Below are 24,423 nucleotides of genomic sequence, written 5' to 3' on the forward strand. Positions count from 1 at the left end.
CAGACCAGCTTTGAGCGCCTGAGATGACGGCACTAAGCACAAGAAAACAGATGTCAATGACATCATGTTCTTGATTTATATGGGAACGGCAATCAGCAATGTTATCGAGATGTTTGAGCATATATAGGTCAAAAGACAAAGAAAAAGTGACCTATTTGATCACATTGGCGGGATCAATCAAGCTATTTCTTATCTCATTGTTTTTAAGGGTTATGCATAAAAAGCGATCGAGTATGATCAGCCCCTGCTTAAGATCACCGCCCCAAATCGTGCGTTCATCGACTTGTTCAAACTCATCACCATTGATGGGATCGTTTAAGAAATAGGTAAAATTAGAGAATAAATTCATAGTCGAGCGAATGGCGTAGACATTTCCCTGCCAATCACCCGCATCGTAATTAGCTGAAACGCTATAACGGTTAGATTTACCGCCGACGTCTTTATCTAAAGATCCATAAAAATCAATCAATCCAGAATCCACCGCACGGGCGGGGATCTGATCCGCCGAATTCCAGCTGTTATCGTAGGCCATCATAGTGACGCTCAAGTCACCCTCGCCGAGCCGAGTTAAATAACGCCCGACGAGACTGATCTTACTCACATCCTCATCAATATCCGTCCACGGGCCATCATAGGTTTGTGCCTCACCACCCCAAATAAAACGCCCCATGTCAGTGTTTAACTCCTGAGTCGCCACGAGTCGCTGGTAGCCATATTCACCCAACGTCACCCCAACTTGGTTATGGGGGAGTTGATCTGCCAGCAGTAATTGGGCTGCACCCGCGCCAGAAAAATCGGCCACCTCAGGATAATAAGCGCCTTTGGCATAATGGATCTCGCCTATAAGTTCAGGGATCAAAAAGTTAAGATCCGTATAACCCTGACCATGCCCATGGGTTCGCATATTCACAGGCATACCATCGACTCGTGTATTAAAGTCTGTGCCATGATCCAAATTAAAGCCGCGTAAGAAATACTGATTCGCTTTACCCGAACCACTGTGCTGAGTGACTATCATCCCAGGAACAAATTCGAGGATTTCGCCGGTTCGTAATAGGGGTCGACTCTCGATTTCTGCCGCGCCGACTATCCCCTCAGATGCCGAAGTACTATGGCCTAAGGTGTTAATTTGCCTGCCGCGCACCTCAAGGCGTTCGATATTGTCCGTTGCCGCCTCTGCCACTACGGCACTCGATAAACAACAAAGAGGTAATAACCACGTCATTGATAACCAAAGCTTTGATAACCGCATTCCTGATAATCCCAGTCCCGATTTCATCCTTTCTTTCCTACTACAGGTGATAGACGGCAGGGATTTAACGCCTTATTTACAAGCAAAAAACCGATCAAGCTCAAACTCTGATGAATAAAAAACCAGCAAAATACAGGCAAATATCATTTCTATGTGCCGTATCGCACATTTTTAAACCCAAAAGGACAAAATGTCCGCCAGCAGATCACATTTCAACCGTGTGTTAGTGCGAAATCATGGTAATGAAATAATCTTGCTTGAATAAAAATGAACCCATTTATCAGGCTAGCTATACTCTAAATAACTCAACACTTTGAGAGACACGCTATGCAACGATGGAGCAATATGCACATTTGGAGTGTGTGGGTAGGCCTTTTCTTTTGTGTCTCGGTTCATGCAACCAGCAAATCAACAGCAGAAACCACAGCGATGATTGCTGATAAACCTATCATTACGATGGCGTTTTATGAGGACCCCAAACATAACTTCTACTTTAAATGGGCTGAACTGATTTACGCCCAAGCCTTTGAACGCTTAGGATATGACTTCTCCTATCAAGTGGTTCCCGCAGCCCGCGCCAGTATGATGGCGGACTCAGGTAAAGTGGATGGCGAGCCGGGGCGTGTATCTCATTATGGCGAAAAGTTTACCAACCTCATTCGAATTGAAGAACCGGTTATCGATACCCATTTAATTGCCTTCGCGCACAATCCCGAAATCAAAATACCTAACTGGCAAGCACTGCAAAAGAGTCAATACAAGATCGAATACTATCGAGGCGTGTTCCTCGCAGAACAAAAGCTAAAGGGACTCATTCCTAAGGAGCGTCTGACTGAATCTTCGTCCCCTGCGAGCTCCTTTCGTAAAATGCTCCGCGACCGAATCGATATCTATATTGATACGGAGGCAAGCTCATTGGATCTATTACAAACGCCAGAGTTTCAAGGCAGCAAAATAATCGCGATTGCCACCCTAGAAGAACTCACCAGCTATGGTTACTTAAATAAACGTCACGCGGCACTCGCCGTTAATCTTGCTCGGGAGCTAAAACAGATGAAGCAAGAAGGTATATTTGACACCTACAAACAACAGGCTCAAAAATCGCTTAATAATGAAATGAATCATGGCGATACCCCAGAATAAATCAGCATCGACTGTAAAAGTCGTGGCTTACTTTTCTCCACAGAAGATGGCACTAATGTAAAAAGCCTGTTCAATCATACTGAACAGGCCATGTATTCGATGAAAAAGTGAATAAAACTCACCTACAAAACCTAGGCTAAACCTTACTTATTTGCTTGCGAGTTTACGCCAACGCAACCCATCGCGAATCACCTCATAGCCAGGGAACATAGCGGCAATCACTAGAGTATAACTTAGCCAATGTTCTAACTGTAATAACGTAAATTCCCCATTTAATTCAGCTCCTTGGTTTTGTACTTGGCTTTGTAATAGTGGCGAACTAAAGGCCAGAAAGACTAAGAACGAGGCATAAGCAAGATTGATCCCCATATTCGCCAGTAACAATTCAGTAGTCCACACTCGGCGGCGTAGTTGCCAGAGACTATTCCCCATAGACAGCAAAATAATAGGGCTAAACCATTGCAGTAATTGCTGAGCATTGACGCTGAAAATCACAGTCCGCGCGGCTAATTGCTCGCTACTCATCCACACAGAACACCAGATCACAAGTAAGAGAAAAAGATATGTCGCCAGATCGGTAAACACATCGCTTAAACTAATATGCTGCCAACCGGGCCCAACCTTGGGCAAATTCTGCGGCTGCCATTTTTGGCAATTGCTGCCAGATAGGGGTTTCCCCTGAGCCGAGAAACTCCAAAAGGCCAACAGGATAGCGGTAAAGGCAAGACAGGCATCGCCGATAAAACCTTTGGCAATATGGTGGATAAATCCTAATAGATCCCCCTCTGCAGAGCCCAACCATTGAGTCGTGCCGCCCACAACCTGCAGCACAAACAAGACCCCAAGCACAGTGAAAAGTGTATGTTTAAAAAGCGGAATATCCTCAGAGGCAATAATAGGCACTGCCGGAACAAATTGCTGCGCGACCTTACAGGGATGCCCCATTTGCTTTAATACCGCGACAATTTGCGCTTCAGTCAATTCGCCTTGTTCAGATAGGGCATCCAATTGGTCGCAGATATTGGCTTTTAATTCACGGCCAATTTCCTGACGTTTGTTCTCGGGCAATTCTCGCTGCACCGCGGCGATATAGCGATCGACTAATTCCATATCAAATCTCCTCTGCACTCTCGTCTGAGCTTTTCATATCAGAGCCATTAGTGTCAGCGCTTTGCTCCAGTAAAAAAGCCAAGGCGCCATTAAGTTGCTGCCATTCATCGGTCAGTTGACTAAGCAACTCAGCGCCCAATGACGACAATTGGTAATAACGACGCTCACGCCCTTCGGCCTGTCGCCACTCACTATCCAACAATCCTTGATCGGCTAGGCGGCGCACTAAGGGATACAGAGTCCCTTCGTCAATATCGATACCGCCTTCCTGCAACTGTTTGCGGAGCGAATAACCGTAGTGGGCTTGTTTTAATAATCCCAGTACCGCCAACACTAATACCCCACGGCGCAACTCGAGTCGCATTTTGACTAGCTGTGAACTTGTCATTGTCGAATTCCTATCCTTAACACTGTGTCACACACACTGTGCGCCACACAGCAAATACTATGTAGCACACAGTAAAATTGCAAGTTTTCATGCACATTTTTTGATCACTTTGTTTATTATTAATGCAATCTATTGTTTGTATTGAATTTACCAAAATGCCAACCGTTTCTGCTGAGTGCTCACATTTCCCCACCGCCATACACTCAAAACGAATGAGTCATACATAAGCAAATTCAAGATAAAAAATTGCAAAACTTCCTTTGCTTGAGTAACTTAGCATCCAACATTGAATAGCCGATTCGTCAACCTAAGTACGGTTTGCTCCTTAAAAAAGATAAATCGGAGCGACTCAAGTAAGTATTGATATTCAATAACTAAAAATATTAAGCGGTTAAATTAAGGACATAGAAAATGCTCATGGATAGAGGCGTGCTGGTACGCTGGAACGATGAAAAGGGATTTGGCTTTATTCAGCCTGAAAAAAACGCAGCCCAAGATGTGTTTATTCACATTTCAGTGCTGAAAAAGATGGCGAGAAAACCCATAGTGGGCGACAGCATTCTGTTTCAAACGGAAGTGCAAAATGACGGCAAAAGAAAAGCGGTTATCGCCTCGATTGAAGGCGTCGCAGTCGTTGCAGCGAGTGCAACAACACGCTCCCACTCTCATATCCAATCACGCAATGAAAACTTCAATAACAAAAACAAAGCGCATTACCATAGCCCACGAAAATCGTCCTTTAATACGATAATCCCGCTGCTAATAATCGTGGCCATAGTTATCTTTGGCTTTAAACAATACCAAGAATTCAATGAAGCTCCTGCAATCGATGAAGTACCTGTCCTCACGAATGAAGACACTCAGCCAATGCCCATGTATGAAACTAAAGCGCGAACACAAGCAACGGCAACACCAAGTTTCCAATGTGAAGCGGGTAAAACCCATTGCAGCCACATGAGTTCCTGTGCTGAGGCGACTTTCTATATCCAAAATTGCCCCAATACTCAAATGGATGGTGACGATGATGGCATTCCCTGCGAGCGTCAGTGGTGCAGTTAGCAATGCGACATATGTAAAGTCACGCGTATAACCTTAAGCCTGAGCAGGTAGCAGGTAGCTAGTAGTGAAATGATAAATAATCTAAAACAATGGCGAGATAGCCTGACAGACATACAGCAAATCGGAGTGATTGCTGCCAGTATCGGGCTTCTCATGCTTGGCTTATTCTACCTTGGTCAATTTATCGGTAGTAGCGTGGTAAAAATGGGCTGGCTGTAACCCTAGAAATACGCAAACTAGCCCCATGAATTCATACCCATAACAACTTCCAAATGGCAACGCATGCACACTGATATCATCACGCACATTGATTCACCTGAGATACTGGAGTCCATGTTAACCGAGCATGCTGCGGTGCTGTTGTTATTTGGCGCGCCAAACTGCGGTGTGTGCCAAACGCTCAAACCGAGAATTGCTGAGATGTTAGTGCAAGAATTCCCGCAGTTGCGGATGGCCTATATTGATTGCCAAGCCCAAGGTGAGATAGCGGCGAGCCGCAATGTATTTGCCTTGCCTGTGGTGGAATGTGTGTTTTATGGCAAAACCTTTGGACGGTTTTCCAAGGTGTTTTCATTAGCGGATATTCGAGGGGCGCTTGCCCGCCCCTATGGTTTAATCGTGACGGAATAATCCAAATTAGACAGTGAGATTATTTGTTTACCAGCGGTCTAAACCCAGCGTAATGCACTGACTTATCAAGCTTAACCTGTACTGCTGGTGTGCTTATAAGACGTGTTGAGCTAGGTGCTGCTTTAGCTTTACCACTGCAACCGCAGCCGTCACCTGTAGAATGACAACATCCACCCTTGGCTGCATGTTTGAGTGAAGCGCGACCTTGGGATGCATCCGTCAACCTAAGATTAAGATCCGCAGTTTGTGCAAGTAAAGTCGCCACTGTTTGACTCGCACTACCTTTGCTCACACTAATCCCCGCATCGAGCAACTTTCCTAACATGCGCTCACCGATATTCTGCACAAGTACAATGTCGGTACCTTGTTGAATAATCAGCTCTAATAAAGCTTTTTTAGCACTACAGTCACCCTTAATTGCCGGGTTATCGACCAGCTTAATCAGCTGAAACTGTTCATTATAAAAGCCAATTTGTAGGGCTTTAGTAAAGTGACTGGCGAGGCGTTCGCGGCTCATCGGTATGGCAATAATCATGATAAATCCTTGTCTGTTTGGGTTGGCAGCCTCAAGGCTTGACCTTGAGTGATAGCCGTCGCCACCTTTTTACGGGCATTGGCGAGAAGGTATCCAAAGGTTTGCCGAGAGATCCCCATCAAGGCCGCGGCTTCGATCTGGCTTAATCTTTTCACATCACCCAGTTCGAGGGCCTCAAACTCATCGGCCTCTAATTGAATATGGGTTAATTTAACCGCAGGGATCCCATTAGGCTTAAATAGGCTACAGGGCACACAGGTCGATAATTGACGGCATTTTTTAGGTCTTGGCATAAATGTTTTTATCTTTAAGTCGTCTTATATGTCTTGAAATCGTGTTTTAGGTCTTAGTGCACATCTTCGGTACTACGAGTGACACTCGGGCTCATCTAGCTAAGGGAGTCCATAGTTCTGGATTCTCAAGCGTGATAACTGACTTGATGAATAAGTTCAGTGGATGAACCATAAAACTGTCACGAGTTTCCGGCCTAGGCCAGAAACTATTATTCGCGCCAACGGCATTCAAAACTGTAAGACGGCTCACAGTTACCTATATCAAGCATGACTAATTAACAGAACTGCTGTCTGACGAATGGGGGATTAAACACTAGGGCGATACCATCATTATCGATATGTGGTGCATCTCAGTTTTCACTGGAATACGAAAATCTTTCGCGCCACAGGTATATTGCCATTGAGCGTGACTAACACACTCAATGGCTAGCGCCCTGTAAGGTCAATCTTAACCTGCATTGGTGGTGCCGAGGGATAATGACAAACTCTGCAAACAAATAAGCAGCCGTTAAGCCGCTGTTATTGATGATGTTCATGGATTTAAACGGGTGAAATCCTCAGACTCACAGTAGTTCACCTGTACCGAATAGCCGTCATCTTGCTTGATAAAATCGACAAAGTTTTTAATCGCAGGTAAGGCATCTTCCCTATGGTGCGACACGTACAGCAATTGGCTCAGATGATGCTCGGCTATCATCTCCAGCGCCCGCATCACTAAGGTGCGATTGATAAAATCTAAGCCCTGATACGGCTCATCTAAAATCAGCAACAGTGGCTGTTTAATCAAGGCGCGACCTATTAGTAATAACCGCTGCTGACCATAATCGAGCTTCTTAAAGCTGGTGCTCGCCAGCCCTGTCATGTGCAAAATAGCCAACCATTCCTTCGCCAAATCTAGCTGAGGTTTAGTGGGTTTCTGGTACAGGCCAATAGAGTCAAAAAAGCCCGAAAGCAGCACATCTAATGCCGAGCAACTGACGCGATATTGCAAGTGTAGCGCCGACGATACTATGCCAATCCGTTGTTTAATCTGCCAAATACTCTCGCCGCTTCCGCGAGGGCGGCCAAAGAGCGTGATGTCATTGCTATAGCATTGAGGATGGTCGCCTAAAATCAGCCCCAGCAAAGTGCTTTTACCGCAGCCATTTGGGCCACGAACTTGCCAATGTTGCCCCGCCTCGATGCGCCAATTCACACCGCTGAAAATCAGCCCACTGACATATTCCACTTTGCCATTTTTAATCTCAACCAGAGGATCAAACGCCTCGGCGTTGTGCCTTTGCCGCTCCATTAAGGCCAAGAGTTCATCGCTACGTTGGGCAGATAACGCATTCAACTGCGCCATCACAGGATGATTGTGCCATTGCTCAATCGACATCGACGGGCTGAGTTTGTGCACACTCTGCCCCGATTTGAGCATCTCGCCATTAAACAACGCCACATGGCTGATGCACGGCGGCAATTCTTCTTGGCGTGAGGTGATGATCAGCAACTGGCTATGCTCAGCCACTTCACTCAGCAGCTCAGATAAGCTCGCCTGATGTTCAGCATCGAGCCCTGCATAAGGGTCATCTAAAATCAGCAATTGCGGTAACATTGCCAGTGCACGTGCCAGCATGACTCTGCGCGTTTCGCCCGTGGATAATTGCCGAAAACCACGCCGACGCAGAGGCTCAAGCCCAACCTTTTGTAATAATGCTGGGAGTTGCTTGGCATCTTGGCAGCATTCCAATACTAAGGATTCGACACTCGAACCGTAATCCAGTTCGTCTTTTTCTAACTCGCGCTCCAGCAATGCTTGTTGCAACCCAAGTGACACCCAACCGATACGCTGCGGCAGACCAGAAATCGTCCCTTCATCGGGCAGAATGTCACCGGTTAATATTCGCCCGAGCAAGGAACCGCAATAACTGTCGGTCGCGAAAATCGCCCAGTGATCTGCTGGGTGCAGTTGCCATTCATCGACGACTAGCACCTCATTATCACGCCCGTATCGTAACTGTTTAACCACAATACTTTTGTCTTGGTTCGCGACAACATCAAGCATAACCACAGTTCCTTTCTATTTTTAAGGGATGATAAAAGCCAGCGATTACCCAATCGCATTGCGCCATGATATCTAAGGCAATAATATCTAAAGCCACAATATCCAATGCAACGGCTCACGATGCACGACAGTCGCTCAGGTTTTATCGGCTGATTTTGGGGAATACGTCACCAGAGTAAAGCTTATTGGGGATAAAATCTAATGCGCTTAATGGCATAGGCAAAGCGTGGCAACATCCAACGGATACCCATGTGTGAGGCAACCACTCTGGCAGAACTGTGATAAAATCGGCACCTGTTTAACTTTCATATCAACAAGGTAATGCAATGAATCCCATTATTGCCATCTTAAAAGAACACAACGTCAGTGACGCTAAAATCCAAGAACTGTTTCAAACATTAACCGAAAATCCATTAATGGCGATGGGCACGCTCGGTCAATTAGGTATCCCAGCCGAAAAATTACAACAACTGCTGGGGCTAGTGATGCAGAAACCAGCCTTGATCAAAGAAGCCGTGCTTGAACTCGGTTTGGATTTCTCAAAAGTAGAAGCCGCAAAAGCCCAACTGCAAAAATAAGCGCAGACTGTTCAAGTTTGTAGCCATCATGCGCTAGGGGAATCCGCGTAACTCAGATCCCCTAGCGAATGTTAAAACCACTAAACCTCACAGCCATTGACGTTCAAAATGATTAATACCAAGTGAGCTAACTGTGTTGCGCCTGCCACTCCTCAATCGCCTCTTTCGCCGCTCGAAAAGCTTCAATCCCCGCAGGCATACCGCAGTAAACGGTGCAATGCAGTAAGACTTCTTGGATCTCTTCAACCGAGCAGCCATTGTTTAGCGCGCCCCGCACATGGCCCTTTAACTCAGTCGGCGCCTTTAATGCCGCCAGCGTCGCTATGGTAATCAAACTGCGCGTTTGCCTTGAGATAGCATCACGTACCCAAACCTCACCCCAGCAATTGGCCGTAACTAAATCTTGCAGCGGTTGCGTAAAATCCGTCGCACTATTGAGCGCCTTATCCACATAGCTATCGCCCATCACAGCACGACGCACCTCAAGCCCCTTCTCGTATTGCTCATCGTTCATCGATGCATCCTTTTTTCTTATGTGATTAAGCTATGTGATTAGGCTTATTGAACCGCCGCCAACCAATCTGCCCTATATCCTTACCACCTATAACTGATAACTAACGTTAGATTGAGCGCACCCAAGAAACAAACTCTTCGGCGAGTCTGGGAGGGTTACAGGCCTCTGTCTGATCTGCGATCTCGTTATAGTACTCGAGCTCGTGAACTATGATGGGTACCGAACGACCGAAAACGCGACTAACGGTTAAGTTGGAATGGAGTGTAGAAGCGACAACGCATACTGCGGCAACAAATTGCTCGGTTATCTCCTGACCGAGCTCAAGGCAGCGCTCAAAATCGACATCTTCCTCCGCATCACTGTACCCGAGACCGAGATCGGCCACCCAGCGAGCTAAGATATCCACAGTCTGAGAGTCAGAATCCCCAAAGACGAGGAGTTCGTTTTGAAGCCAGAAGGCATAGTTCCATTTTGCTTCGTCAGAGCTAGAAGCCTTTGGAATCGAAGCATGCCACTCGTCGACTGTGTTATAGCCGACTGTCAACGTAGGTAGACGGGGATCGTCATATTCGTTGTTGATATAGAAAGACAATGCATAGATCTGCTCCGCCTCAGCGGTTGGTATACTCGCTAGCGCTTCGGTAATAGCACTCTGAAGCGCGGTAATCATCGGGATATTCATACTGGGTTTCCTGCTCGTTTAATGCCGCATTTAGCTAATGAAAATAGTGCATTGTAATTGAGAATAAGAGCTTAACCCACTATTTTTGTTCAGCTTAAATGTCTGCCAATATATTAGTATTCAACCAATTTATCATTAGGATAGTCTCCAATCTATCACACGTAAGACTGCCATTTTTATATAACCCTATGGCCAAGTGATAGAAGCTTGGAATACTCAAAGATACCTATATTTTTCTTGTAAATAACTCAGAAAGAAATGTGTCTGTCCTCGCTTTCGATCTTTCAAAGGTTGGCAGACTCTTTTGCTGCTCGTTTACGGCTTAACAGCCAAAGTAAATCAAGATCGTGGGGCTTCACCCTACACCCGACCAAGGAGGACTGCTCGTCCTATCCTCCTTGGATTCTCCAAGACGCCCCTAGCGAAGTTACATGCATTAGTTACTGGTCTCATACTCCAATAAAAATTGCCTAACGGCTCAGATGGGACATCCCTGTCCCCCCGAGCCTGCGCCATCATCCATGATGTCGCCACGGCATTTTAATCTGCGTATTTCGACAACTTCGCAGGGGAAGGTGTATCTCTTTTATATTTGGTGTTGCTTGCGAGTCATGCAAAGCAAACAGAATTATACCCACCATCCCTTTTTTAAAATTTAACAATGGGTGGCCCATTAAATTTTCATGGATGTGAAAGAGCGGCCATGCCGTCAACGGTCACTTACATGCCAATGCTTAATTCAACCAACTCTCCAGTTATCTGTATGCCTTTTTATAAGCATACACTCTGCAAATTTAACAATGGATGGCACGTTAGATTCTTTTACTGCTCGTTTGCTGCTTAACAGCGGAAGCTGATGATTAAGCACTGTCATTCCAGTGACGCGCCACCCTTTTTATTTCACAAGAAGTATCCATGAGGGCTCGACGACGGCATCTGCTGCATACGGAAGTGCAAATGCCGCGATCACATGGTCAATGATGTTCCAGACATCATAGTGACATTTCCCATATCCCTATGGGTCAGATATGAAAGAGCGGCTATGCCGTCAACGGTCACTTACATGCCAATGCTTAATCCAACCAACTCTCCAGTTATCTGTATGCCTTTTTTACAAGCGTACACTCTGCAAATTTAACAATGGATGGCTCGTTAAATTCTTTTGCTGCTTAACAGCGGAAGCTGATTATTAAGCACTGTCATTCCAGTGACACGCCATAAACTCATCCATGAGGGCTCGACGACGGCATCCATGCCGTCAACGGTCACTTACATGCCAATGCTAAATCCAACCAACTATGCAGTTATCTGTAGCTTTTTTACAAGCATACACTCTGCAAATTTAACAATGGATGGCTCGTTAAATTATTTAGAAATTTAGCAATGGAGGGCTTGTTAAACTTAAATTCTACTCTACCTACGCATGATAAAAACCTGTAACTTATCTCAATCAAACTCAAATAAAATCAGGGGCTTTAATCATGATCACAAAAATACGTATTCGTGGTTATAGGGTATACAAGGACTTCATTATCAAGCCACACCAAGGGAAGAACATCCTGATCGGTGACAACGATGCTGGTAAATCAACACTGATGGAAGCGATTTCATTAGCACTTAACGGCCGAATAAGCGGCCGAGCTGTACTTGAAGAACTAAATCCACATTGGTTCAACACTGACTTAGTGGACGAATTTCTCAACGCACTGAGTTTTGGCAAAAAGCCCTCTTTCCCCGAAATACTAATTGAGCTGTACTTACGTAATGATGCCGAACTTCAGATGTTGTGTGGAGCGGTAAACACCAGTGTACCTACGGATGTCTGTCCAGGAGTATTTCTAAGGATTTTCCCAAATGATGAATATCAAGACATGCTGGACGAATGGTTGAAGAGCCCCAACGAACTAATGCCAGTGGAATACTACACATGCGAGTGGCGATCGTTTGCTGACCAAGAATTGGTGAAGCGCCCAAGAGTACTTTCTGTAGCGATAATTGATTCCAAAACCGTTAGGTCTGCTTCTGGCGTGGACTACCATTTGAGGCAAATTCTAAGTGATCACCTCGAAGCCCCAGAAAAAGCAGTGATAGCGCAAGAATTCCGCAAAATCAAAGCATCAATGACCGAGGGGGCTCTTGCTCCAATCAACAAACGCATAGCCGAGCTAGGGGCAGCATTACAAGCCGAACCAATGGCCTTAGCAATGGATCAAACCTCAAGAACATCTTGGGAAAGTACTATCACTCCTCATGTGGATCGCGTGCCATTTGCAATGGCAGGGCTAGGTCAGCAAGCTGCGATTAAAATCTCTCTAGCTATGAAGCAGCATGCATCCAAAGCAAAGATCATCATGATCGAAGAACCCGAAAATCATCTTTCCCATACAAGTTTAAGGATTTTATTAGACCGTATTGAATCGCTAGCAACAAAAGAACAGCAGCTATTTATCTCTACTCACAGCACCTACGTGCTGAACCGACTTGGTCTAGACTCCTTGCACCTACTTAGCCGCAATCATGCGTCAAGGATTACAGACCTGTCATCTGAAACTGTCCGTTATTTTCAAAGGTTACCGGGATACGACACCTTACGCCTAGTTCTCGCCAAGAAAGTGGTGCTAGTAGAGGGGCCTTCCGATGAGATAATTTTTGAACGAGTGTTTAGAGATCGCTTCGGAAAAGATCCAATGGAGTCAGGAATTGATGTCGTCAGTATGCGAGGACTAGCACTCGCAAGATGTTTGGAACTATGCCAAACAATCAACAAGCCAGTCGCTGTGATGCGAGATAACGATGGAATTGAGCCAAAAGATCTAAAAGAGCCACTTAAACAATGGCTAGACGACAAGACAAGAGCACTTTTTATTGGTGCAGTTGTTGATGGACATACTCTAGAACCTCAATTGATCAAGGCAAATGGAGAGGAACACTTAAGGAAGATATTAGAAATCACCCCGAGAGCTGATTTAGAAACTTGGATGACCAGAGAAAAAACTGAAGGAGCAATAAGGCTAGCTGAATCAAAGAAGCCTTTGACTCCACCACCGTATATGCTTGCTGCCGCGGAGTTTATACAGAATGCCTAACATTCTAACTTTAGCAGTCGCTGGAGGCCGAAAAACTCAAGGGTTAGTTGATCACTGCAACGCCTTGTCTTCAAATAGAAAAGTTGCATTGCTAACATTCACTCAAACGAACCAACAAGAAGTGAAAGCAAGATTAGCCCTTCAGGCTGGACACGCCTCTGGAATAGAAGTAATGGGGTGGTACACATTTCTACTCAGGCATTTTGCCAAGCCATTTCTAAATATGAAGTTCCCCGGAGAAAGAGTTAAAGGTTTCGATTTTGACGGGCGCCCTAGCAGGTACGCCAAAGGCAAAAGTAGATTCATGACTGCCGATAATAAAATTTTCGGCTGTGAACTAGGCAGATTGGCTTTTGAGTTGATGCAAGCCACTCCAGCATTAGTGCACAGGCTTGAATGCATCTACGATGAAATATTAATCGATGAAGTTCAGGATCTTGCAAGCTATGACTGGGAGATCCTAGAAATGCTTCTGTATTCAAAAATTGAAGTGCATTTGGTTGGTGATGTACGTCAATCCGTCTTATCCACGAATCCTCGTGGACAAAAAAACAAGAAGTTTAGTTACGCCGCATCTTTAGAGTGGTTCCTTAAGCGAGAAGCTGAAAAATGTTTGAATATATTCTACGCAACAACTACATACCGATGCAGGCAAGAAATTGCTTCATTTTCGGACAGTATTTTTGATGCAAGCTGGCGATTTCCCGAGACCATTTCAGAAAACCGCAACGAAACTGGACATGACGGCGTATTTTTAGTGCGCTCGGAGCATGTTAACGAGTATATGTCTCAATACAGCCCGCAATGTTTGAGAAATAGTAAAAGTTCGGCCAAAGATTTGCAGCTTCCATTCCTGAATTTCAAATTAGTTAAAGGGGCTACTTTTGAGAGGGTACTAGTTGCTCCCACTAAAAATATAGAAAATTTCATTAAGAGCGGGGCGCCTTTGGAATCAACGGCAGCATCAACTTTCTATGTTGCAGTAACTCGAGCAAAGCAAAGTGTTGCAATCATTTTAGACCAACCTGGACAGTCTACACTTCAATATTGGACTCCTTGAATTCACAAAAATATGGCCGGCATAACTCTTTTGGGTGTAACAGCAGGCACTCAAATCACAGAAGTTCACCCTCCCCTAGGAGTTGCCGTAGGGCATTTGCGTTCGTTGCGTGAGCGAGGCATGGATGCCGAGATAGCGTCAGTCGAATCAGGGACGAGCGTCTGACGCGATAGCATAAGAACGCTAAATGCCCAAGGGGCTTTCAACTCCGTTAGGGCGTCATGGAGCATCCAAGGAGGATAGGACGAGCAGTCCTCCTTGGTCGGGTGTGGGGTGAAGCCCCACGACTTTGATTTAACTCTTATTTCTGCTTGGATTAGCCAATCCAAAATCAATCTAAACCGCAGTACAAAATTCAAAAGAGATAACCAATCACTCTGGCGCGACAGCGCCAAAAAACAAACCCCGACTCAGTTACCCGAGTCGGGGTTTTCTTTTTTTACAAAAATTTAGGTTTAAGCGATTAAGCTAAAGACCGCAGACGTTTTTGCGCAGGATAAAACGTTCAATACAAGGCGCTGTGAGCGTAGCATACGTTGTGTGTATGTGAGCGAGCTGCAACGCCGTAATCAACGTTTTAGACCAGCAAAAATTACATCATGCCGCCCATTCCGCCCATCCCACCCATACCGCCCATATCTTGGCCAGCATTTTGTGGGATCTCAGCAACCATAGCTTCTGTAGTGATCATCAGACCTGCGATTGACGCAGCGAATTGCAATGCACAACGGGTCACTTTAGTTGGGTCAAGGATACCCATTTCTAACATGTCACCGTAAGTGTCATTACCGGCGTTGTAACCGAAGTTACCGCTGCCGTTCTTCACTGTGTTAGCAACAACTGACGCTTCTTCACCCGCGTTAGTGGCGATTTGACGCAGTGGTGCTTCCATTGCACGCAGTGCGATAACCACACCGTGTTTTTGGTCTTCGTTTAATACTTCAACTTCAGCGATCTTAGAAGCTACGCGAACCAGAGCAACACCGCCGCCAGGAACCACGCCTTCTTCTACCGCAGCGCGAGTTGCATGCAGTGCATCTTCAACGCGGGCTTTTTTCTCTTTCATTTCAACTTCAGTCGCTGCGCCAACTTTGATTACTGCTACGCCGCCAGCTAGTTTAGCCATACGTTCTTGCAGTTTTTCTTTGTCGTAGTCAGAAGTTGATTCTTCAACTTGTTGTTTGATTTGGCTTACACGAGCAGCAATTTGTGTTTGCTCGCCGTTACCATCGATGATGGTGGTGTTGTCTTTCGTGATCACAACACGCTTAGCTGTACCTAAATCTTCCAGGGTTGCTTTTTCAAGCTCTAGGCCGATTTCTTCAGCAATAACAGTACCGCCAGTCAGGATTGCTACGTCTTGCAGCATTGCCTTACGACGATCGCCAAAGCCAGGTGCTTTAACGGCAGCCACTTTCACGATACCGCGCATATTGTTCACAACTAAAGTTGCTAATGCTTCGCCTTCAACGTCTTCAGCAACGATAAGCAATGGCTTACCGGTTTTTGCCAGACCTTCAAGGATAGGTAACAGTTCGCGAATGTTAGAGATTTTTTTGTCTACTAACAGTACGAATGGGTGATCTAATTCAACGCTGCCCGTTTCTGGCTTGTTGATGAAGTATGGAGATAGGTAGCCACGGTCAAACTGCATACCTTCTACTACGTCCAATTCGTTTTCTAACGCTTGGCCTTCTTCAACTGTGATCACGCCTTCTTTGCCGACTTTTTCCATCGCAGTTGCGATGATTTCGCCGATAGATTCGTCAGAGTTTGCAGAGATAGTCGCAACTTGTGCAATCGCTTTTGAATCTGCACAAGGTTGTGATAAGGCTTTTAATTCAGCAACTGCAGCGATAACAGCTTTGTCGATACCGCGCTTCAGATCCATTGGGTTCATACCGGCTGCAACGGCTTTTAAGCCTTCAACAACAATGGCTTGAGCCAGTACAGTTGCAGTAGTAGTACCATCACCGGCGGCGTCGTTGGCTTTAGAAGCAACTTCTTTCACCATTTGCGCGCCCATGTTTTCGAATTTGTCTTCTAACTCGATTTCTTTGGCAACAGAAACACCGTCTTTAGTGATCAGTGGTGAGCCGAAGCTCTTGTCTAATACCACGTTACGGCCTTTAGGGCCTAAGGTCACTTTAACTGCGTTTGCGAGAATGTTTACGCCAGCCAGCATTCTTACGCGAGCGTCATTACCAAATACAACTTCTTTAGCTGCCATCTTGATTATCCTTTAAATTTTTAATGATTAATTGGAATGTCGAATTGATGCTGAGGATTAACCCACTACTGCCATCAGGTCAGCTTCCGACAGGATCAAGACTTCTTGACCGTCGATTTTTTCTTTCTTAACGCCGTAACCTTCGTTGAAGATCACCACGTCACCCACTTTGACATCCAGTGGCTTAACTGTGCCATTTTCTAAAATACGGCCATTGCCCACAGCAAGGATTTCACCGCGAGTTGATTTTTCAGCGGCGCTACCGGTCAGTACTATGCCACCCGCTGATGTTGATTCAACTTCTAGACGCTTAACGATTACGCGGTCATGTAATGGACGAATATTCATCTATGAACTCTCCTAATGATTTGATGCCCTACAATCGAGCCTATTTGTGATTAAAAAAACAGACACCTTAGTCTGCTCTTTTGCTGTCTGAGATATGGGGCTGACAGTGTCGAGATCCAAGGGCATTTACAAAAAAAACTTCAATTTTTTGATGTCGGTTTTTTCAAGTCCACACAATCCTGCTAGAATCTCGCCTCCGCTCGCTAACAAGGCACTATTTTTCCATGAAAGACAGACACGGGCTGCTCACCGCGCCAATTGGTCGTGTACTGCTCAACATGAGCCTCCCCAACTTAATTGGCATTATGACCATTCTAGGTTTCAGCCTCGCTGACACTTTTTTTATCAGCCAATTGGGCACTGAAGCCTTAGCCGCCATCAGTTTTACCTTTCCGGTGACCTTAGTGATCTCTAGCATCGCCATTGGTATTGGCGCTGGTGTCTCGACCAATTTAGGCCGACTTATCGGTTCGGGTAATGCCCACAAGGCCAAAGTGTTCTTGCATGATGCCTTATTGCTCACCTTTGTCTTGATCGCCAGTTTAGCCGCACTGGGTAGCATTTTTATTACGCCATTGTTTCGCTTACTCGGGGCAAACGATGACAGCTTGCCGCTGATCCACGACTATATGATTTACTGGTATGTCAGCGCACCGCTGCTGGTATTGTTGATGGTAGGCAATCAAGGCTTACGTTCCACTGGCGACACCCGCTCGCCGGCGATGATCATGGCGCTGGCGGCACTCATCAATCTTATCCTCGATCCGTTACTGATTTTTGGTGTTGGGCCATTTCCACGTTTAGAAATCCAAGGCGCCGCAATTGCAACCCTGTTCGCTTGGTTGATTGCCTTATCTTTGTCGGGATATTTGTTGATTGTCAGGCGCAAAATGCTCGAATGGGCCGCCTTTGACATAGACAGAATGCGCGCGAACTGGAGCAAATTAGCCCATATAGCACAACCCGCCGCCTTGATGAATTTAATCAATCCACTAGCCAATGCCATTATTATGGCCATGTTGGCGCATATCGATCACAGCGCCGTGGCAGCCTTTGGTGCCGGTACTCGGTTAGAGTCAGTGCTATTAATCGTAGTGATGGCACTGTCGTCGAGTTTAATGCCCTTTATTGCGCAAAATTTAGGGGCAGGACAGCCACACAGAGCGAAAGAAGCCCTGCTATTATCGATAAAATTTATCTTTATTTTCCAAACCTTACTCTATATCCCACTGATCTTTTTAGCCGAGCCTATCGCGCATTTATTCAGTACCGATCCGCAGGTTATCGAATGGCTAAGTTTTTATATCTTAGTGCTGCCCTGCGCCTACGGACCTTTAGGTATAGTGATTATTGTCGCGACCTCGCTCAATGCCTACCACAGGCCTATGAGTTCATTAGTCATCAATCTGTGCCGCTTAGTACTGCTCATGCTGCCGCTAGCAGCCTTGGGATCGTATATAGGTGACGTTAAAGGCCTGCTGCTCGCGCTACCTGTGACCAATATTTTGATGGGAATTGCCTGTTATTGGCTGGCGCAGCGGATCTGTGAGCCCACAAAGATCACGACCGCAAACGCCATTAGCGAGGGGTAAACTAGCTTGATTTTTTAACGGGAAAGCGCAACACGTCGTCTGAAAACGCTCCCGTAGAGGCTTTGCAGGATCGACGTGGGCCTTGCTCACTCATGTTGATCGGCACGCCATTTGGTACTAACTCTTGCATGATATAGTCGATAAAGCGTCGACAGGCTAAACTCACGTAACGTCTTGATGGATAAGCTAAGAAACACTCGCCTTGGTGGGGCTGGATTTCAGGTAACAAAGTCACTAACTCACCGCTTTGTACATATTCATCCACGACTTCAGCAGGCGCATACACTATGCCGCGTCCTTGCAATCCAAACTCAACCGCCACTTCAATACTGTTGGAGCAGAAATTACCTCTGACTCTCACCTCTTGTTCTGAACCGATAAATAACTCATTAAAGATTTTGCCGTTGGATAAACGGAACATAGACACATTATGTGCTTCAATCTCTTTCGGTGTTTTAGGTGTACCGTGTGCAGCTAAATATTGAGGACTCGCGTAAAAACGTAAGTCAGTAGTAAAAATCGGCCGCACTACTAAATCTAAGGTATCCAACGCAGGCTCGACCACAAAGGCCACATCGAGATTATGTTTCACCATATCAACGGATTCTGAACTGCTGATGACTTCTAAGGTGAGTTTAGGATGCATATCCATAAAGCGGAAAATGGCTTGCATCAAGATTTTCATCCTGTGGATAGGGAACATTTGAATGCGCAAATGCCCGCTGATCTCAGCATCGTCATTGGTCATTTCGAAGAGGGTTTCGTCGAGCTGAGCCAAAATATTCTGCGAACGCTGGTAAAAATGGCTGCCCGCAGAAGTGAGCGTCATAGAGCGGCTCTGACGGTGGAACAATTTAATGTTCAGCTCATCTTCCAAGGCTTGCAAACGCCGACTCACAGTCGATTTAGGTAAGTTAAGTAAATCCGCCGCTTCAATCAAACTACCGGTTTCAGCAATTCGGTGGAATAACGCTAAGTCCTCTGTCTTCATTTTGACCTTAAGTTCAATCTCATTATGTGGGACTGATAATCCCAAAGTATCCCGTTTATTGCAACTAATTTAGCTGGTATCTTCGCGCCCAGAAATGCTGACAATTTGTTAACTAGGAAATCTCCACCATGAAATCATATCGACTCTTGCCGCTGACAATGCTGCTTCCAGCCCTGATCAGTGGTTGTTCGCCTGCGGAAAGTTCAGTGCAAGTGGCAACAATTCGTCCGGTTAAACTGTTTGAAGTACTCAATGTAGAAGACGGAGATTTCAGAACATTTCCAGCCCGCGTTGCCGCCAATAGTCGCGCAGAATTATCGTTCCGCATTTCAGGACAATTAACAGAATTGGCATTAGTTGAAGGGCAAAGAGTCACTCAAGGTAGCTTACTCGCAAAACTTGATGACAGGGACGCCCACAATAATTTAATGACCCGTGAGGCGGAGCATGAACTGTTAGCCGCTGACTTTAAACGTAAAGTCGAGCTACTCAATCGCAAGCTGATTTCACAATCTGAGTTTGATAGCACTCAAGCGCAACTCAAATCGGCCACCGCCGCCTTAGCCGCTGCACGCGATCAACTGAGTTACACCCGTTTAACGGCACCTTTTAGCGGTACAGTCGCCAAACGTTTAGTGGATAACCACCAAATAGTGCAAGCAAACCAAGGGGTATTAACATTACAAAACAATAATTTGCTCGATATTAGCATTCAAGTTCCCGAGTCGATGGCGGCGGGTTTGAAGCAATATACCGATCAAGCTCATTTTACAGCTAAGGTGCGTTTTAGTGCCTTCCCCGAGCAAAGTTTCGATGCCAAATTTAAAGAATACTCGACTCAAGTCACGCCGGGCACCCAAGCCTATGAAGTGGTGTTTTCGTTACCTCAACCTCAAGATATTCAGTTACTTCCAGGAATGAGTGCCGAGTTGACCTTAGCCTTAGTCAAAGATCCTAGTGCCCTTTCGTCAACGGTAGTGCCAGTGACCGCTATCGATAAGCGCGACCAAGATGGCCAAGTGCAAGTGTGGATTTATCAAGCGCAATCGGGTGAAGTAAAACCGACGATGGTGACGCTAGGACGCGTGAGTAATCAAGGTGTTGAGATTTTAACGGGCGTCAACAAGGGCGATCTCATCGTCAGCGCTGGAGTGTCTCAATTATCCGATGGCATGAAAGTCAAACCACTACGCTGGCAGCGTGGGGTGTAATTGATGAACATTGCAGAGTATTCGATACGCCACAAAGTCATCAGTTGGATGTTTGTGTTGCTACTACTCGTGGGTGGTAGCGTCAGTTTTACCGGTTTGGGGCAACTAGAATTCCCCGAATTTACCATTAAAGAAGCTTTAGTGATCACGGCTTATCCCGGTGCCTCGCCTGAGCAAGTTGAAGAAGAAGTGACATTACCGCTCGAAGATGCCCTGCAGCAACTCGACGCCATTAAGCATGTGACTTCAATTAATAGTGCGGGTTTATCACAAATCCAAATCGAGATTAAAGAAAGTTACGATAAAACCAGCCTGCCGCAGGTGTGGGATGAAGTGCGTCGTAAAGTTAATGATGCTGCGGGAAACTTGCCGCCGGGCACAGCAACGCCAAAGGTGATGGACGACTTTGGCGATGTGTATGGCATTTTATTTAACCTTTCGGGACCTGATTACAGCAACCGCGAGTTGAGCAATTACGCCGACTATCTGCGCCGCGAGCTAGTGCTAGTACCTGGAGTAAAAAAGGTTTCTGTTGCTGGCAACGTCACTGAGCAAGTCGTGATTGAATTCTCCCAGCAAAAGCTGTCGGCACTAGGGTTAGATCAGAGCTATATCTATGGCTTAGTGAACAATCAAAACGTCGTCTCTAACGCGGGTAGCTTAGTGATTGGCGATAACCGTATCCGCATTCACCCCACGGGCGAATTTAGCAATGTGCAGGATCTCGCGCGTTTGATCGTCAGCCCTCCGGGTAGCTCTGAGCTGATTTACCTTGGCGACATTGCCAATATTGAAAGGGATTATGACGAAACCCCTAACGTGCTTTATCACAATAAAGGTGAAGCAGCGTTATCGCTGGGGATTTCTTTCTCTAGCGGTGTGAATGTAGTCGAAATCGGGCAAAAGGTCAGTGACCGTTTAGCCGAGCTTGAATCACAACGCCCAATCGGCATGAATTTAGCGACGGTTTATAATCAGAGTCAGGCGGTAGATGAAACAGTTAACGGCTTCTTAATCAACCTAATGGAATCCATTGCCATAGTGATCGCCGTGCTTCTGCTGTTTATGGGATTGCGCTCAGGTCTATTGATGGGCCTGATTTTACTGCTGACGATTCTAGGCACTTTTATCGTGATGAAAGTGCTCGGGATTGAGCTACAACTCATCTCCCTCGGCGCACTTATTATTGCCCTTGGTATGTTGGTCGATAACGCCATTGTCGTTACTGAAGGCATTTTAATTGGTATCCGTCGCGGTAAGACCCGTTTGGAAGCGGCCAAACAGATAGTGTCCCAAACCCAGTGGCCGCTATTGGGCGCGACTGTAATTGCCATTATTGCCTTTGCGCCCATTGGCTTATCGCAAAATGCCGCCGGTGAATTCTGCCGTTCTTTATTCCAAGTGTTGATGATTTCGCTGTTTATCAGCTGGATCACCGCCATCACACTCACGCCGTTTTTCTGTCATCTGTTATTTAAAGATGCGCCGAGCGATGAAGAAGCCCAAGACCCCTACAAGGGCTGGTTCTTCAGCTTATATCGCACAAGCTTAATTGTAGCGCTGCGCTTTAGGCTGGTGAGCATACTGCTGGTTATCACTATGCTTTTCAGCGCTGTGGTGGGCTTTGGTCATATCAAGAATGTGTTCTTTCCTGCTTCTAACACGCCGATTTTCTTTGTGGATATCTGGATGCCAGAGGGGACTGACATCAAGGCGACCGAGCGTTTTACCGCTGATATCGAGAAGTTAATGCTTACGCTGAACGAGCAAAAAGACGTTGGGCTAAAACACTTAACAACCGTTATTGGCCAAGGTTCGCAGCGCTTCGTACTGCCCTATCAGCCAGAAAAAGGCTATCCCGCCTTTGCCCAGTTGATTGTAGAAATGCAGGATTTAGACGCAGTTAAAGCCTATATGCCAGAATTAGAAACCTTGTTAAATCAACGTTTCCCACAGGCACAATATCGTTTAAAAAACATGGAGAACGGCCCTTCGCCCGCCGCCAAAATTGAGGCACGCTTTTACGGTGATAACCCTGAAGTGCTGCGCGCTTTAGGTGCTCAAGCCGAGGCGATTTTCCACGCCGAACCAAGCATGGATGGCATACGTCACAACTGGCGTAATCAGGTGCCGTTGATCCGTCCGCAACTGGAAAATGCCCAAGCGCGCGAAACAGGCATCAGCAAGCAAGATCTCGACAATGCCCTATTGGTTAACTTTAGCGGTAAGCAAATTGGTTTATACCGAGAAACCAGCCACTTGCTGCCCATCGTCGCCAGAGCGCCCGCCGAAGAACGTTTGCAGGCCGACAGCCTATGGAAGCTGCAAATTTGGAGCAGCGAACACAATACCTTTGTACCCGCCACCCAAGTAGTCAGTAGCTTCAACACTGAGTGGGAAAATCCGCTGGTGATGCGCCGCGATCGCATGCGCATGCTCGCAGTAATGGCCGATCCTAAGCTTGGTAGCAATGAAACCGCCGATTCTGTACTGCGCAAAATCAAAGACCAGGTCGAAGCGATCAGCTTGCCCGCGGGTTACCGTTTGGAATGGGGCGGTGAATTTGAAACCGCAGGTGAAGCACAAGCGTCGGTATTTAGCTCGATTCCCTTAGGTTATCTAGCGATGTTTTTAATTACCGTATTCTTGTTCAACTCAGTGCGTCAGCCCTTAGTGATCTGGTTTACTGTGCCACTGGCCTTGATTGGGGTTTCGGCGGGACTCTTGTTGTTCGATGCGCCCTTCAGCTTTATGGCACTACTCGGATTACTGAGTTTGTCGGGCATGGTGATTAAAAACGGTATTGTCTTGGTCGATCAGATCAACCTCGAGCTCAGTGAAGGTAAACCAGCCTATTTTGCCTTAATCGACTCCTGTGTCAGCCGTGTTCGTCCAGTGATGATGGCCGCAATAACCACTATGCTCGGGATGATACCGCTGATCCCCGACGCGTTTTTCGGTTCTATGGCGATTACAATTATTTTCGGTCTAGGCTTCGCTTCTCTGCTGACGCTCATCGTACTGCCAGTGATGTACAGCCTAGTATTCAATATCAAAGCGACGGCAACAGGAGGTCAATCACCCAGCTAACCTGCTCCGCATTTTATCCAAAAACGCTTCCCGGCGCGGCCGGTCAGTCATTCGTGGCTGGCTGGCCATTTCCTTTTTGATCTATTGCGGTTTGAGGGACAATTTAAACAAGCACATCCATTAGATAAACAAGTTTGGCAAACTGAGATTGGTCTTTAATTACGATAACTAATATGACTGATAAATAAATATATTAATTAAAAAATATGAACTATCAGTTCCATATTTTCACCGCTAATACGGGACAATTACCTGTTACACACATTTACACGAGTAAATAGCAGCGGTATATTTAGTGCTGATTATTCATTTACAATGCCATCTGAAATACCACTACCTATAACTAACAACATAAACAATGTTATTACTTTGTTAGCATAATAATTTATGTTTGAGAAACATCATGAAATTACGCTTTGATAGCGTCCAGACAATGAGTAAACAGACAATATTACTGGCAGTTATTAGCACTTTACTAATACTCACTACAATCCCGTTTATCTGTAGGTCATTCTGGCTCGCACTTGTACTATTATGGTATGTTTTTTGTAGTTTTTAATTCTAAAATCAATTAGAAATCTGTC

The 24,423-nt window shown here is 45.9% G+C and carries 21 protein-coding genes; 9 read left to right on the forward strand and 12 right to left on the reverse strand.

The features are described from left to right. Both L5M71_RS20030 and L5M71_RS20035 read right to left on the reverse strand, forming a co-directional pair. Positions 1 to 121, reverse strand: a 121-nt coding sequence (locus L5M71_RS20030) for a transposase family protein (RefSeq protein WP_263205711.1), incomplete at its 3' end; no start/stop codon positions are given. 30 nt (positions 122 to 151) lie between these two features. Further along, the gene (locus L5M71_RS20035) at positions 152 to 1,279 is read right to left on the reverse strand and encodes a TonB-dependent receptor plug domain-containing protein (RefSeq protein WP_411569137.1); all 1,128 of its coding nucleotides are present in this window, start codon (positions 1,277 to 1,279) and stop codon (positions 152 to 154) included. A gap of 300 nt (positions 1,280 to 1,579) precedes the next feature. Here L5M71_RS20035 and L5M71_RS20040 point away from each other — a divergent pair, with 300 nt between their 5' ends. After that, positions 1,580 to 2,395, forward strand: a complete 816-nt coding sequence (locus L5M71_RS20040; RefSeq protein WP_263209407.1) for a hypothetical protein — start codon at positions 1,580 to 1,582, stop codon at positions 2,393 to 2,395. Positions 2,396 to 2,542: 147 nt separating this feature from the next. Here L5M71_RS20040 and L5M71_RS20045 read toward each other — a convergent pair whose 3' ends face one another. Both L5M71_RS20045 and L5M71_RS20050 read right to left on the reverse strand, forming a co-directional pair. Beyond that, positions 2,543 to 3,505 carry a hypothetical protein gene (locus L5M71_RS20045; protein ID WP_168825534.1) on the reverse strand — a complete coding sequence of 321 codons (963 nt, stop codon included), beginning with the start codon at positions 3,503 to 3,505 and terminating at the stop codon, positions 2,543 to 2,545. A gap of 1 nt (position 3,506) precedes the next feature. Further along, positions 3,507 to 3,893, reverse strand: a complete 387-nt coding sequence (locus L5M71_RS20050; RefSeq protein WP_105251375.1) for a PadR family transcriptional regulator — start codon at positions 3,891 to 3,893, stop codon at positions 3,507 to 3,509. A 411-nt stretch (positions 3,894 to 4,304) separates the two neighbouring features. Here L5M71_RS20050 and L5M71_RS20055 point away from each other — a divergent pair, with 411 nt between their 5' ends. Both L5M71_RS20055 and L5M71_RS20060 read left to right on the forward strand, forming a co-directional pair. After that, positions 4,305 to 4,952, forward strand: a complete 648-nt coding sequence (locus tag L5M71_RS20055; RefSeq protein WP_263169188.1) for an excalibur calcium-binding domain-containing protein — start codon at positions 4,305 to 4,307, stop codon at positions 4,950 to 4,952. Positions 4,953 to 5,234: 282 nt separating this feature from the next. Continuing rightward, positions 5,235 to 5,582, forward strand: coding sequence for a thioredoxin family protein (locus tag L5M71_RS20060; RefSeq protein ID WP_263209409.1), 348 nt, complete (start codon positions 5,235 to 5,237; stop codon positions 5,580 to 5,582). Positions 5,583 to 5,601: 19 nt separating this feature from the next. Here L5M71_RS20060 and L5M71_RS20065 read toward each other — a convergent pair whose 3' ends face one another. The 3 genes from L5M71_RS20065 to L5M71_RS20075 form a co-directional block, all read right to left on the reverse strand. Continuing rightward, on the reverse strand, positions 5,602 to 6,117 hold the full coding sequence (locus L5M71_RS20065; protein ID WP_263209411.1) for a NifB/NifX family molybdenum-iron cluster-binding protein: 516 nt from the start codon (positions 6,115 to 6,117) through the stop codon (positions 5,602 to 5,604). Then, the gene (locus tag L5M71_RS20070; protein WP_263209413.1) at positions 6,114 to 6,410 is read right to left on the reverse strand and encodes a DUF134 domain-containing protein; all 297 of its coding nucleotides are present in this window, start codon (positions 6,408 to 6,410) and stop codon (positions 6,114 to 6,116) included. The genes L5M71_RS20065 and L5M71_RS20070 overlap by 4 nt, the downstream gene beginning before the upstream one ends. Positions 6,411 to 6,942: 532 nt before the next feature. Beyond that, a complete protein-coding gene (locus tag L5M71_RS20075; RefSeq protein WP_263209415.1) occupies positions 6,943 to 8,457 on the reverse strand; it encodes an ATP-binding cassette domain-containing protein in 1,515 nt (504 codons plus the stop codon). A gap of 326 nt (positions 8,458 to 8,783) precedes the next feature. On the opposite strand from L5M71_RS20075, the gene L5M71_RS20080 reads away from it, so the two are divergent. Further along, positions 8,784 to 9,035 (forward strand): DUF2999 family protein, encoded by a 252-nt coding sequence (locus L5M71_RS20080; protein WP_006083102.1) that lies wholly within the window; start codon positions 8,784 to 8,786, stop codon positions 9,033 to 9,035. A gap of 127 nt (positions 9,036 to 9,162) precedes the next feature. Here the strand turns inward: L5M71_RS20080 and L5M71_RS20085 are convergent, their stop codons facing one another. Together L5M71_RS20085 and L5M71_RS20090 are read right to left on the reverse strand one after the other, a co-directional pair. Then, a complete protein-coding gene (locus L5M71_RS20085; RefSeq protein ID WP_131524148.1) occupies positions 9,163 to 9,549 on the reverse strand; it encodes a carboxymuconolactone decarboxylase family protein in 387 nt (128 codons plus the stop codon). Positions 9,550 to 9,655: 106 nt separating this feature from the next. Beyond that, entirely contained in the window at positions 9,656 to 10,231 is a 576-nt protein-coding gene (locus L5M71_RS20090; protein WP_263209417.1) for a hypothetical protein, read from the reverse strand. Between the two features lie 1,481 nt (positions 10,232 to 11,712). Here L5M71_RS20090 and L5M71_RS20095 point away from each other — a divergent pair. Continuing rightward, positions 11,713 to 13,317: an ATP-dependent nuclease gene (locus L5M71_RS20095; RefSeq protein WP_212600122.1), complete on the forward strand. Its 1,605-nt coding sequence runs from the start codon at positions 11,713 to 11,715 to the stop codon at positions 13,315 to 13,317. Continuing rightward, positions 13,310 to 14,377 (forward strand): UvrD-helicase domain-containing protein, encoded by a 1,068-nt coding sequence (locus L5M71_RS20100; RefSeq protein WP_263209419.1) that lies wholly within the window; start codon positions 13,310 to 13,312, stop codon positions 14,375 to 14,377. The genes L5M71_RS20095 and L5M71_RS20100 overlap by 8 nt, the downstream gene beginning before the upstream one ends. Before the next feature lie 592 nt (positions 14,378 to 14,969). Here the strand turns inward: L5M71_RS20100 and groL are convergent. Beyond that, positions 14,970 to 16,607 carry a chaperonin GroEL gene (gene groL, locus L5M71_RS20105; RefSeq protein ID WP_071938647.1) on the reverse strand — a complete coding sequence of 546 codons (1,638 nt, stop codon included), beginning with the start codon at positions 16,605 to 16,607 and terminating at the stop codon, positions 14,970 to 14,972. 57 nt (positions 16,608 to 16,664) lie between these two features. Then, entirely contained in the window at positions 16,665 to 16,955 is a 291-nt protein-coding gene (locus L5M71_RS20110; protein ID WP_006086113.1) for a co-chaperone GroES, read from the reverse strand. Between the two features lie 224 nt (positions 16,956 to 17,179). Here L5M71_RS20110 and L5M71_RS20115 point away from each other — a divergent pair, with 224 nt between their 5' ends. Beyond that, a complete protein-coding gene (locus L5M71_RS20115) occupies positions 17,180 to 18,547 on the forward strand; it encodes an MATE family efflux transporter (protein WP_263180421.1) in 1,368 nt (455 codons plus the stop codon). Between the two features lies 1 nt (position 18,548). Here the strand turns inward: L5M71_RS20115 and L5M71_RS20120 are convergent, their stop codons facing one another. Further along, positions 18,549 to 19,538, reverse strand: coding sequence for a LysR family transcriptional regulator (locus L5M71_RS20120; RefSeq protein ID WP_263209449.1), 990 nt, complete (start codon positions 19,536 to 19,538; stop codon positions 18,549 to 18,551). A gap of 128 nt (positions 19,539 to 19,666) precedes the next feature. Between L5M71_RS20120 and L5M71_RS20125 the strand changes: the two genes are divergently transcribed. Both L5M71_RS20125 and L5M71_RS20130 read left to right on the forward strand, forming a co-directional pair. Beyond that, positions 19,667 to 20,749 (forward strand): efflux RND transporter periplasmic adaptor subunit, encoded by a 1,083-nt coding sequence (locus L5M71_RS20125; RefSeq protein WP_263180422.1) that lies wholly within the window; start codon positions 19,667 to 19,669, stop codon positions 20,747 to 20,749. A 3-nt stretch (positions 20,750 to 20,752) separates the two neighbouring features. Continuing rightward, positions 20,753 to 23,839 (forward strand): efflux RND transporter permease subunit, encoded by a 3,087-nt coding sequence (locus tag L5M71_RS20130; RefSeq protein WP_263209421.1) that lies wholly within the window; start codon positions 20,753 to 20,755, stop codon positions 23,837 to 23,839. Positions 23,840 to 24,423 lie beyond the last annotated feature (584 nt).

Source organism: Shewanella sp. SW1, assembly GCF_025653545.1.
GTDB classification, from domain to species: Bacteria; Pseudomonadota; Gammaproteobacteria; order Enterobacterales; family Shewanellaceae; genus Shewanella; species Shewanella oncorhynchi.